We start from the raw sequence: 11,977 nt of genomic DNA, 5'->3' as shown, positions 1-11,977 counted from the left end.
GCCGACACAAGCGGCAACATCGACCCCCTCTTCCCTCAAGGATTTCATCGTCATCCCATGTCCATCGCCTATCTGAACGGCCGCTTCCTGCCGCTGGAACAAGCCCAGCTGTCCGTGCTGGATCGCGGTTTCCTGTTCGCGGACGGCATTTATGAGGTCGCGGCGGTGATCGACGGCAAGCTGGTCGACAGCGCGTCCCATCTCGCCCGGCTGGAGCGGTCCACCCAAGCGATCGGCATCGCCCTGCCCCTCTCCCTGACGGAGATCGAGGCGGCACAGAAGGAACTGGTGGCGCGCAATGCGCTGGCCGAAGGGCTGGTCTATCTCCAGATCACCCGCGGCGCCGATGCGACCCGCGATTTCCTGCCCTCGCCCGGCATCCAGCCCACGCTGGTCATGTTCGTCCAGGCCAAGCCTTTCCTCGACGTGCCCGCCGTGCGCAACGGGATCGCGGTCGCGACCATGCCCGACCTGCGCTGGGCGCGGCGCGACATCAAGAGCGTCGGCCTGCTCGCCCAGGCCATGGCCAAGCGCGCCGCCGCCGAAGCAGGCGCGCAGGAGGCCTGGATGGTCGAGGACGGCTTCGTCACCGAAGGGGCTTCGTCCACGGCCTTCATCGTGACGGAGGAGGGCATCGTCACCCGGCCCTATAGTCAGGCGGTGCTGGCGGGCTGCACCGGCGCGGCGCTGACCGCGCTGGCGGAGGAAAGCGGCATCGCCATCGTCCGCCGCCCCTTCACCGTTGCGGAAGCGTTGGCGGCGAAGGAAGCCTTCATCACCAGCGCTTCGACGCTCTGCCAGTCGGTGGTGCGGATCGACGGCCGGGCCATTGGGGACGGCAAGCCCGGCCCGCTCGCGATGCGGCTGCGCGCGCTCTATATCGACTTTGCGCGGCGCACCGCTGTCTGAGCAAAAGGCGGTTTGAGCAAAAGAACGCGCAAAACTTGATCCATTTCGGATGAACTAAGGGAATGCCGCCATTCCCGCCATTTCGGCGGGGATCGAGGCTCCATTTTGGCGGTCCGTTACGGTGAGGCTGGAAAAGAGCCGTTTACAGGGCGCTCCATGAACGCGATGGGCGGCATTATCTCCATAATGGAGAATGGTTTGGCTGCGTAACGACGGCGTTGCGATAAGCTGGAACAAACAGGATGGAGATTTTCGGCGTGGGTTTGGATCATGATGAGATCGGTTTCGGCGCATCCCTGGACCAACCCTTCGGCGCGCGCGACGAACGGCCGGGCCTGCTGATCCTGGCCGACGACATCTATCTGGACGACGCCGCGATGCTGAGCCAGGCGGCGGGCCTTCGGCTGCTGGGCACGGTGCCGCTGGACCAGGCGTCGACCCGGCTGGACGTGCAGATCGGCTGCGACATCATCCTGTGCTTCTGCCCGACGCCCGATCCGATGATCGAGCGGCTGCTGGTGCAGATCGAGACCTTGGCGCTGCAGAACGACATGCCGGTCATATTAGTGGCCGATCTGGGAACCGTCGATCTTGCCTATGCCTGTCTGCGCAGCGAGCGGACGCAATTGCTTTGCCGGCCGGGGCATACGGATCTGGCCGCCGCCCTTCTGGCGGCCGCCCGCCAGAGGCCGTCCGAATCGCTGCACGAGGCGAACCGGGATAATGAAGGCCTGCGGCTGCAACAGTTGAGCGACGAGGTGAGCCGCCTCGCCCGCACGCTGGAGGCGCTGACGCTGCGCCCGCGCCATGCGACGCCGTCCTTCGACCTGGGGCCCCGCATATCGGACGAGCCGAGCGACTATATCGGCATGCCGGCGCTGGAACCGATCGGGAGCGCCGACAAGTCCGCCGATGCCGCGGCCCTGGAAGCGGCGCAGGTGCGCGACCTGTTGCGGGCGCGTCGCTTGCGCGACGATTTCCTGCCCGCCGATCTGTTCGCTGACCCGGCCTGGGACATGCTGCTGGACCTGCTGGCGGCGCGGCTGGAGCATGAGCGCGTGTCCGTGTCCAGCCTGTGCATCGCATCGGCCGTGCCGCCCACCACCGCGCTGCGCTGGATCAGGACGCTGACCGAGATGGGCTTTGTCGACAGGCAGGCCGATCCGCATGACGGGCGCCGCGTCTTCATCGCGCTGGCCGACCACACGGCGGAGGCGCTGACCCGCTGGTTCACCGCCAGCCGCCGTTTCCTTTGCGCATGACGTACCGGTGCGCATCGCCGCTTGACCGACGCCCGGATTGCCGTAGATAGGCGCGCACCGGACGCTTGGCATCAGGACAGGCATCGGGCGATTAGCTCAGTTGGTAGAGCGTCTCGTTTACACCGAGGATGTCGGCGGTTCGAGCCCGTCATCGCCCACCATGCCCCCTTCTTGGAGAAAGCTGTTCCCGCGGCCGGGGGAATGGCGTAAGGTTCCGGCAACGGAACGCTTTTGTGAGGCACTTGCATCATGTCTCTCACGCTTCTTCTCGCTGGAACGGTGGCCCCCTTCCTGCTGATGTTTTCGCCGGTTTCGCTGGCGGCCGCCCGCGATTGCCTGGATTGGGAAGCGCCGGCCAAGGCGGTGGACCTGGGCGTGGAGAAGCCCTGCCCGAAAAAGAAGCCGCCATTGCTGCTGATGTAAGCCCCGTCTCCACGGATATTGCGGCGCAGCGCCAGCGCTGCTAATCGGTGCGGCCATGATCCAGCCGCCTGAAATCATCCGAGTCACCAAGTCCCGCATCTCCTGCGACGGTTCGGGCGACATTCCCGCCGCGCTCGGCCATCCGCGCGTCTTCCTTGAGATCGATGAGCATGGCTATATCGACTGCGGCTATTGCGACCGCCGCTTCGTGCTGACCGGCAGCGTTGCGGATACGCCGGAAATCGCCGGGCTGCCGGATATTCCTTCGGGCGCTAGCCTTTAAGTAGGGCAATCCCATTCAAATCGTTATTCCCGCGAAGGCGGAAATCCATCTCCTGCACGTTCCGCCTGACGCGAGTGGGGGAGATGGATCCCCGCCTTCGCGGGGATGATGGAAATGCCTTTTTAATTGGCTTAGGGCCAATCGACATTCAGATGATGACGAGCCGAGCCGAAGACCACCGAAGGTAAAATGATGGTTTTCCGTGACCCGGCGCGCAGCCTACTCAAAGTAGGTGAGCACCGGAACCACGGAAAAGCGTCATTTGCAGGCCGTCAAGGCTGAATGTCGATTGGCTCTAGCCTCTGCCGCCCCTATATCGGACGGCATGACCGATGCTGCTCCCCAGTTCACCGACGCCCGCGGCCTGCTCTACCGGCCCGGCCTCCTCGATCCCGACGGCGCGCGCCGCCTGACCGCCGAGGCGCTGAAAGGCTGCGACGATGGCGAACTCTACCTGCAATATCGGGCGAGCGAGAGCTTCGGCTTCGACGATGGGCGGCTGAAGACCGCCGATTATTCGACCGATGCGGGTTTCGGCCTGCGCGGCGTGTCGGGCGAGATGACCGGTTTCGCCCATGCCAACGACATCAGCGAAGCCGCGATCCGCCGGGCGGCCGAGACGCTGACGCTGCTCGATCCGGCCAAGGGGCAGCCCGCGCCGCCGCCGCAGCACACCAACCGCCATCTCTATACCGACGTCAATCCGCTGGAGATCGTGCCCTTTGCCGAGAAGGTGACGCTCTGCGCCGCCATCGACGCCGCCGCCCGCGCCCGCGATCCGCGCGTCGCGCAGGTGTCGGTGAGCCTGGCGGGAAGCTGGTCGGTGGTCGAGATCGTGCGCGCCGACGGCTTTACCGCGACCGACATCCGCCCGCTGGTGCGGCTCAACGTCTCCGTCATCCTGGAGGAGAATGGCCGCCGGGAGACGGGCGTGTTCGGCATTGGCGGGCGCTATCTCTACGATGAGGTGATGGAACCCGCCATCTGGAACCGCGCCATTGACGAGGCGCTGGCGCAGGCGCGGGTCAACCTGCGTTCCGTGGCCGCGCCCGCGGGCGAGATGACCGTGCTGCTGGGACCGGGCTGGCCGGGCGTGCTGGTGCATGAAGCCATCGGGCACGGCCTGGAGGGCGACTTCAACCGCAAGGGCACCAGCGCCTTTTCCGGCCGCGTGGGCCAGCGGGTCGCCGCGCCGGGCGTCACGGTGGTCGACGACGGATCGATCATGAGCCGGCGCGGCTCGCTCTCCATCGATGACGAGGGCACGCCGACGAAGGAAAATGTGCTGATCGAGGACGGCATCCTCAAGGGCTATATGCAGGATCGGCTGAACGCCCGGCTGATGGGCGTCGAACCCACCGGCAACGGCCGCCGCGAAAGCTATGCCCATGCGCCGATGCCGCGCATGACCAACACCTTCATCAAGGGCGGACAGGACGATCCGGAAGAGCTGCTGAGCCGGATGAAGTCGGGCATTTTCGCGAAAAGCTTCGGCGGCGGGCAGGTCGACATCGTGTCGGGCAAGTTCGTCTTCTCCTGCACCGAGGCCTATAAGGTCGAGAATGGCAGGCTGGGCGAGCCGATCAAGGGCGCGACGCTGATCGGGGACGGGCCGACGGCGCTGACCAAGGTGATCGGCATCGGCCATGACTGGGCGCTGGACGAAGGCATCGGCATGTGCGGCAAGGCCGGGCAGAGCGTGCCGGCGGGCGTGGGCCAGCCGACCCTGCTGATGGAGGGCCTTACCGTGGGCGGCACGGCGACCTGAGGCACCAACGCCACGGGCGGAGGAACCAGCGTGAGAGTGCGTCTTTATCTCTTTCATGAACATGCTGACCGACAGCCATGATGCGGTGACCGCCGATTGGGCGGCTGCCCTGCTGGATTTCTGGTTCAACCGGATCGGGGAACAGGGGTGGTGGAGCCATGATCCGGCGCTGGACCGGGCCTGTCAGGCGCGCTTCCGCGCATTATGGGAGGAAAAGCGCCATTTGCCCGCCGAAGAGTTTCTGGAGCGGGCCGATGACGCGCTGGCGGCGGTGTTGCTGTTCGACCAGTTGCCGCGCAACATGTTCAGGGGATCGGCGGCGGCGTTTTCGACCGATCCTCTTGCCAGGGAAGTGGCGCGCGGTGCGGTTGCCCATGGCTATGACATCCAGATCGGCGGGGCGGGGCGTCTGTTCTTCTACATGCCCTTCCAGCACAGCGAAGCGCGGGACGACCAGAAACTGTCGCTGAGCCTGTTCGAGGGAGCGGGCGACGAGAAGTCGCTGGCCTTTGCGCGGGAGCATTATGAGATGATTGAACGCTTCGGCCGCTTTCCGCATCGTAATGCGACGCTGGGTCGCGCGAACAGACCGGGCGAGGAAGAAGCGGCGAAGGAAGGTGGGAGTTGGTGAAGGCTTGGTAAGGCTTTCCCCACTCCGTCATGCTGGACTGTTTCAGCATGACGTTGGGGATGACTTCGTTACGACTGGGCTGATGGCTCCATCCCAATTGGGGGCCTGATCATAGGCAACGGCCGTGCCTAATTTTTAAGCATCGTCCTGGCGCTGCCCATTTTTTCAGCGCCCTGTTTTGACGCACCGCATCAAAAGCCCGCATTAACCCGCCTTTTACGAATTGGCACGCCTCTTGCTGAGTAGTTTGTCGCACACCAGTAACAGGGGGCGACATGAAACTTGTCATGGCTATCATCAAGCCGTTCAAGCTTGACGATGTCCGCGAGGCACTTTCCTCGCTCGGCATCGCCGGCATGACGGTGAGCGAAGTGAAGGGCTTCGGCCGCCAGAAGGGGCAGACCGAAATCTATCGCGGCGCCGAATATTCGACCAACATGGTTCCGAAGATCAAGATCGAGGTGGTCTGCGACGACGACCTCGCGCCGCGCGTCGTGGAAGCCACCCAGGCCGCCGCCAATTCCGGCGCCATCGGCGATGGCAAGATCTTCGTTCTCGATGTCGAGCAGGCAGTGCGCATCCGCACCGGCGAAACCGGCGAAACCGCTCTGTAAGGGGGGAATTAATGACCTTTTCCAAGAAGCTTAGCGGCGTCGCGGGGGCCATGGGCCTGTCGCTGTTCGCCGCGATGCCCGCCTGGGCACAGGCCGCCGCGCCCGCGGCCACCGTCGACAAGGGCGATACGGCCTGGATGATGACCTCCACGGTCCTGGTGCTGGCGATGATCCTGCCCGGCCTGGCGCTGTTCTATGGCGGCCTGGTCCGCACAAAGAACATGCTGTCGGTCATGACGCAGATCGGCGCCGTGGCCTGCCTCGCCATGCTGATCTGGGTGATCTACGGCTATTCCATGGCGTTCGGCCCGGATTACACCAGCGGCCTCAGCAACTTCATCTCGACCTTCGACAAGGCCTTCCTGAAGGGCATCACGCCCGCATCGCAGGCGGCGACCTTCACCGCGGGCGTCGAAATCCCCGAATATGTGTTCGTCAGCTTCCAGATGACCTTTGCCGCGATCACCGTGGCGCTGGTGCTGGGTTCGGTGGTCGAGCGCATCAAATTCTCGGCCGTGATGGTGTTCGCCATCGTGTGGCTGACCATCGTCTACTTCCCGATCGCGCACATGGTCTGGGCGGCGAGTGGCCTGTTCTTCAAGGCTGGCGCGCTGGACTTCGCGGGCGGCACCGTGGTGCACATCAACGCCGGCGTCTCGGCGCTGGTCGCCTGCCTCATTCTGGGCAAGCGCGTGGGCTTCCCCAAGGAACCGATGCCGCCGCACAGCCTGACGCTGACCGGTGTCGGCACCGGCCTGCTGTGGGTCGGCTGGTTCGGCTTCAACGCCGGTTCGGCGCTGGAAGCCAATGGCTCGGCCGCTCTCGCGATGATCAACACCTTCGTCGCCACCGCCTCGGCCGGTCTGTTCTGGATGCTTGCCGAGCGCGTCAACGGCCACAAGGGTTCGGCCCTGGGCTTCTGTTCGGGCATCATCGCCGGTCTGGTCGCCGTCACCCCGGCCGCCGGCAATTCCGGACCCTTCGGCGCGATCGTCCTGGGCGCCGTCGCTTCGATCGTCTGCTTCTATGCCGTCACCGTCCTCAAGCCGAAGCTCGGCTATGACGACTCGCTGGACGCCTTCGGCATCCACGGCATCGGCGGCATGATCGGCGCCATCGGCACCGCCATCGTCTACTCGCCCTCGCTGGGCGGTCCGGGCGCTGCGGACTATGACATGGGCGCCAAGCTGGTCGTCCAGATCGAAGCGGTCCTGACCACCATCGTCTGGGCGTCGATCGGCACCGCCATCGCCATCTTCATCGCCAAGGCGGTCACTGGCCTGCGCGTCAGCAAGGAGGTCGAACTGGAAGGCCTCGACCTCGGCGAACATGGCGAGCGCGCCTACAACCCGTAAGTTTGGCAGGGCGGGCCGGTAAGGACGGCCCGCCCGCCCCACCTTGTTCCTCCTGCGAACATGCCTTGGGACCGATGCGCAAGTATCGGTCCCTTTTTTTGTCAGGTCCGGGGGCGGGTCCAGAGCATGTCCGGCCGCGATGTTCCGGCGGGCCAGCGGCGGGCGCGGCCCGGCACCTGAAGGCCCGCGCGAAAGACCCAGCGGAGCTTGTCGCCTTTCGGCGTGGTGACGCGATGGTCCCAGGCATGGTCGCCCCGGCGCGCCACTTCTCGGGCGATGTCGCCATAGATGCCGGCGGCGGCGAGGACCGCCCAGGCGGATCGCGGCGGCAGGGCGCCGGTGCCGTGGCGGGCGCTTTCCTCATAGGCGGCGGCCATGTTGGCCATGCGACGGGCAAGGATGGCGAGGCGCGGGCGGACCCACGGCTTCATATGCTCGCCCGGCGGGATGTCCATTTCGACCAGCCATTCCTCCGGCAGGTAGCAGCGGTCGGCGGCCTCATCCTCGCTGATGTCGCGGGCGATATTGGCGAGCTGGAAGGCAAGGCCCAAGTCGCAGGCGCGGTCGAGCGTGGCTTCGTCGCCGGGATCGACGCCCATCAGGATCGCCATCATGCAGCCGACCGTGCCCGCCACATGGTAGCAGTAGCGCAGCATGTCCGCCTCGCTGCGCGGGCGCCATTCGCGTGCGTCGAGGGCGAAGCCTTCGATCAGGTCATGAGCGTAGCGCTCCGGAATCGCGCATTCGCGCATGACGAGGCCGAAGCCGTCGAAGGCCGGATCGCCGGTGGGTTCGCCCTGAAGCGCCGAACCGGTCAGCACGCGGATGGTGGAGAGGCGCGCCTGACCGTCCGCGACGCCGCGCATCGTGCCGCCATGGTCCTGCCCGTCCGCGATGTCGTCGCATTTGCGGCACCAGGCGTAGAGCAGCCATGCCCGTTCGCGGGTGGAACGGTCGAAGAGTCTGGAAGCGAGCGCAAAGGATTTGGAACCCCTGGCGATGCTGTCGCGAGCCTGGGCGATGAGGGAGGGGCGGTCAGGAAATTCGGAGGACATGGTCAGGACATGCCCTGCGCAGGCGCCAAAGTCACCCGACCTCCGTTCATTTCGAGCGAAGTTGAGAAACGGCTATCCGGCGTGGACAAATTCAAGACTCGCCGGATTGGGTGATTTGGGTGGATTGCGGACATTCCCCCTCCCGCAGGCGGGAGGGGGTTAGGGGGTGGGCTGGCGCGGCATCTGCGCCGTTTTGCAACGGCTAAGTCAGAAGCTCGCTACGCTCGCGCCCACCCCTAACCCCTCCCGTTTACGGGAGGGGAATGTCCTGAATTGGCCATTTCCCGGCATTCCGAATTTGTCCGCAGCGTGGCTCAGCGCTTCCCGTTTCTCGGAACGGGTCCTGCTATGGGATCACAACCGATCCGCCTTCATCGCGAAGATGGTTTCATGCGGCTGATAGGCCGCCATCCTGTCGAGCAATGCCTCGATCGCGTTGGCATGGATCAGGATATTGGCGTGTTGCGCGCGGATGAAGCCCGCCTCCACCATATGCTGGTTGAAAGCGATGAGTTGGTCATAGAAGCCCGCGACATTGAGCAGGCCGACCGGCTTGCGGTGATAGCCGAGCTGCGCCCAACTGATCGCTTCCCACAATTCATCCATCGTGCCGACGCCGCCCGGCAAGGTCACGAAGCCGTCGGACAGGTCGGTGAAAAGCTGCTTGCGCTGGTGCATGGTCTGGACGACGTGCAGTTCCGTGCAGCCGCGATGGGCGACTTCGGCCCCGACCAGCGCTTCGGGGATGACGCCGATCACTTCGCCGCCCGCTGCCAGCGCCGCGTCGGCCACCGCGCCCATCAGTCCCAGCCGGCCACCGCCATAGACGACGCCGATGCCCCGTTCGGCTAGGATGCGTCCGACATCGCGGGCAGATTCGACATAGGCGGGATCGGCCGGGGTGGCCGAGCCGCAATAGACAGCCAGTCTCTTCATAAATCCTTCATGTCAGGCCAGGTCTTCCAGCATCAATGCGGCCGTCGCCTTGGCGCTGCCGACCACGCCGGGAATGCCCGCCCCCGGATGCGTGCCCGCCCCTACCAGATAGAGGTTGGGAATGACGTCGTCGCGATTATGCGCGCGGAACCAGGCGCTCTGGGTCAACAGCGGCTCCAGGCTGAATGCGCTGCCCAGATGCGCCGACAGGTCGCGACGAAAGTCTGGCGGCGCATAATGGAACCGCGTCACAATGCGCGAGCGGATGTCCGGAATCAGGCGATGCTGGATCTCGTCTAGGATACGTTCCGCATAGGCCGGCGCGAAACGGTCCCAATCGATAGGCAGCTTGCCCAGATGCGGCACCGGGGCAAGCGCGTAGAAGGTCGAATGGCCCTCCGGCGCCATGCTGGGGTCGGTGACGGTCGGATGGTGCAGGTAGAGCGAAAAATCCTGCGGCAACACGCCATAATCATAGATGTCGGTCAGCAGCCCTTCATAGCGCGGGCCGAACAGGATCATATGGTGCGGGATGCCCGGCCAGCTTCCCCGGATGCCGAAATGCAGCACGAACAGGCTGGGCGACCAGCGCTTGCGGGCAAGCTTCGCCGCCTGTTTCTCGCCCCTGGGATGATGGCCGATCAGGTCGCGATAGCTGTGCATCAGGTCGGCGTTGGAGGCGACGGCATCCGCCTCCCCCCGCCAGCCCGAAGCGGTGCGCACGGCGACGGCGCGGTCGCCATAGGTTTCGATCTGCACCACCGGATCGGCGAGGCGCAGCGTGCCGCCCAGCCGCTCGAAATGCGTGGCCATCGCCTGGACGAGGCGGTTGGTGCCGCCCTTGGCGAACCAGACGCCGCCATCCTTCTCCAGCTTGTGGATCAGGGCGTAGATCGAGCTGGTCTGCATCGGATTGCCGCCGACCAGCAACGTGTGGAAGGAGAGCGCCTGCCGCAGCTTCTCATCCTTCACATGAGAGGAAACCACGGAATAGACGGAGCGCCACGCCTGATGCTTCATCAGCGCGGGCGCGGCGCGGACCATGGAGGCGAAGTCGAGGAAGGCGACCGAGCCGAGCTTGCGATACCCCTCCTGATAAACGCCGTCGGCATAGTCGAGGAAGCTTTCATAGCCCGCGACATCCTCCGGATTGAGCCGGGCGATCTGGGCGCGGAGGGCGGTTTCGTCGTTGGAATAGTCGAAATTCGTGCCGTCGCGCCAGTTGAGCCGGTAGAAGGGGGAGACGGGGACGAGGCTGACATCCTCCGCCATGTCGTGGCCCGAAAGGCGCCACAACTCGCCCAGGCAATCGGGATCGGTGATGACGGTCGGCCCGGCGTCGAAGACGAAGCCGTCCTTTTCCCACATATAGGCGCGGCCCCCCGGACGGTCGCGCGCCTCGACCAGAGTGGTGTCGATTCCGGCGGATTGCAGGCGGATGGCCAGCGCAAGGCCGCCGAAGCCCGCGCCGATGACGATCGCTTTCCGGTTCATCGGGTCCGGTTCATCAGGCGGGAGGGCTCAACAGGGCGCGCATGGCGTCCCTTATGGGCACGGGGGGCCGCCCGCACAAGATGCGGATGCGATCCCCGAGCGTCGAGCGGCCCGCATAGAAGCGGCCGATAAGGGAGGGATCAAGCCGATAGAAACGTTCGAAGATGCGCCAGCGCTGGTCCGGTCTGGCCGCGCCGAACAGCATGCGGCCGAGCAACCGGTAATAAGCGCCCTGCCGCCAATGGTCCCGCGCCCAACCGCGCGTGGCCTGGGCGAGCAGTTGCCCCTCCACCGGCCATTCATTCGCCAGGCGCAGCGCGAAGCGCACCGCATCGGGCAGGGAATAGCCGGTCATGGGCTGGAATAGCGCCGCCCTTGCCCCCAGCCGCGCGACCGGATCGTCCTGCGGCCAGAAGCGGTCGAAATCGCCGCCGTGGACGACCGGAAGGACGCCGCTTTCGCCATGGACGACCTCCTCCACCTGCCAGTCCCGCGCCCGCGCATAGGCGGCGATCCGGGCGCCGAGCATGGGCACGTCGAGGTTCGGCGTGTCGCTATAATAAGTATCCTCGACGAAGACGGTCCGTTCGTCCCAGGGCAGCAGATAGACGAAGCGATAGCCGTCCATCTGCTCGACCGTGGCGTCCATGACGACCGGACGGGAAAGGCCGTGCGGGGCACGGAGGCGCAGGGTCTGGCCGACGAATTTCTGCCAGCCGCACCGCAGGGCGGAAAGATCGCCGCCCCCTCTGGCGTCGAGCACGGCCTTGGCGCGGACGACGCGGCCGTCGGACAGGGTGACGCTGGTGGGCGTCAGCCCGGTGGCCTGCGCGCCGGTCAGCACGGCATCGCCAAGCCGCTCCCGGACATGGGCGTCGAGGCGCGCCGAGGTGATGCTGTTATAAGGCACGGCAAGTTGGCGGCAGTGGCCGGGGAAGCGGACCTCATAACCCTCCGGCCAGCGATGGGCGATCAGGGGCTCGACCAGCCAGCGGTCCCCGGCGTCAACGTCGCTGTCGAAGAAGGACCAGATATGATTGCCGCCCAGCCGATCGTCGCTTTCCAGCAGGCGCAGGGAGACATGCGGGTGGCGCGCCGCGAGGGCGAGCGCGGTCAGGCTGCCGGCAAGGCCGCCGCCCACTATCGCCACGTCGCAATCGGTCATGGTCGCCATCGCACCCTTGTTAGGGGCTGCGCGGGGAAATGCACGGATTGATTTTCACACCGGCATAGTATAGGGGGGTACC

General features: G+C 65.5%; 12 protein-coding genes and 1 tRNA gene. 9 read left to right on the top strand and 4 right to left on the bottom strand.

Annotated features, from left to right (window positions below; translation table 11 throughout):
- The first annotated feature begins 57 nt into the window (after positions 1–57).
- The 9 genes from TZ53_RS10720 (at position 58) to TZ53_RS10685 (ending at position 7,245) form a co-directional block, all read left to right on the top strand.
- On the top strand, positions 58–909 hold the full coding sequence (locus tag TZ53_RS10720) for a D-amino-acid transaminase (protein ID WP_044661257.1): 852 nt from the start codon (positions 58–60) through the stop codon (positions 907–909).
- A 257-nt stretch (positions 910–1,166) separates the two neighbouring features.
- On the top strand, positions 1,167–2,171 hold the full coding sequence (locus TZ53_RS10715; protein WP_172668313.1) for a winged helix DNA-binding protein: 1,005 nt from the start codon (positions 1,167–1,169) through the stop codon (positions 2,169–2,171).
- 85 nt (positions 2,172–2,256) lie between these two features.
- Positions 2,257–2,332, top strand: a tRNA-Val gene (locus tag TZ53_RS10710).
- 88 nt (positions 2,333–2,420) lie between these two features.
- Positions 2,421–2,594: a hypothetical protein gene (locus TZ53_RS27140; protein ID WP_165363344.1), complete on the top strand. Its 174-nt coding sequence runs from the start codon at positions 2,421–2,423 to the stop codon at positions 2,592–2,594.
- Between the two features lie 55 nt (positions 2,595–2,649).
- Positions 2,650–2,877 carry a zinc-finger domain-containing protein gene (locus TZ53_RS10705; RefSeq protein ID WP_044661255.1) on the top strand — a complete coding sequence of 76 codons (228 nt, stop codon included), beginning with the start codon at positions 2,650–2,652 and terminating at the stop codon, positions 2,875–2,877.
- A 325-nt stretch (positions 2,878–3,202) separates the two neighbouring features.
- Positions 3,203–4,645, top strand: a complete 1,443-nt coding sequence (tldD, locus tag TZ53_RS10700; RefSeq protein WP_044661254.1) for a metalloprotease TldD — start codon at positions 3,203–3,205, stop codon at positions 4,643–4,645.
- A gap of 55 nt (positions 4,646–4,700) precedes the next feature.
- On the top strand, positions 4,701–5,276 hold the full coding sequence (locus tag TZ53_RS10695) for a DUF924 family protein (RefSeq protein ID WP_044661253.1): 576 nt from the start codon (positions 4,701–4,703) through the stop codon (positions 5,274–5,276).
- Between the two features lie 275 nt (positions 5,277–5,551).
- Positions 5,552–5,890 carry a P-II family nitrogen regulator gene (locus TZ53_RS10690; RefSeq protein WP_013847864.1) on the top strand — a complete coding sequence of 113 codons (339 nt, stop codon included), beginning with the start codon at positions 5,552–5,554 and terminating at the stop codon, positions 5,888–5,890.
- Between the two features lie 11 nt (positions 5,891–5,901).
- Positions 5,902–7,245 (top strand): ammonium transporter, encoded by a 1,344-nt coding sequence (locus tag TZ53_RS10685; RefSeq protein WP_025549956.1) that lies wholly within the window; start codon positions 5,902–5,904, stop codon positions 7,243–7,245.
- Between the two features lie 101 nt (positions 7,246–7,346).
- On the opposite strand, the gene TZ53_RS10680 is transcribed toward TZ53_RS10685, so the two are convergent.
- The 4 genes from TZ53_RS10680 to crtY all read right to left on the bottom strand — a co-directional run bounded on the left by TZ53_RS10680 (position 7,347) and on the right by crtY (position 11,904).
- Positions 7,347–8,300, bottom strand: coding sequence for a phytoene/squalene synthase family protein (locus TZ53_RS10680; protein ID WP_044661252.1), 954 nt, complete (start codon positions 8,298–8,300; stop codon positions 7,347–7,349).
- A 354-nt stretch (positions 8,301–8,654) separates the two neighbouring features.
- Positions 8,655–9,236, bottom strand: a complete 582-nt coding sequence (locus TZ53_RS10675; protein WP_044661251.1) for a TIGR00730 family Rossman fold protein — start codon at positions 9,234–9,236, stop codon at positions 8,655–8,657.
- A 12-nt stretch (positions 9,237–9,248) separates the two neighbouring features.
- Positions 9,249–10,730, bottom strand: a complete 1,482-nt coding sequence (locus TZ53_RS10670) for a phytoene desaturase (RefSeq protein ID WP_025552140.1) — start codon at positions 10,728–10,730, stop codon at positions 9,249–9,251.
- A gap of 13 nt (positions 10,731–10,743) precedes the next feature.
- Positions 10,744–11,904, bottom strand: a complete 1,161-nt coding sequence (crtY, locus tag TZ53_RS10665) for a lycopene beta-cyclase CrtY (RefSeq protein WP_044661250.1) — start codon at positions 11,902–11,904, stop codon at positions 10,744–10,746.
- Positions 11,905–11,977 lie beyond the last annotated feature (73 nt).

The organism is Sphingobium sp. YBL2, assembly GCF_000943805.1.
Taxonomy (GTDB): Bacteria; Pseudomonadota; Alphaproteobacteria; order Sphingomonadales; family Sphingomonadaceae; genus Sphingobium; species Sphingobium fuliginis.
This window is presented reverse-complemented; position numbering and strand designations above follow the sequence as displayed.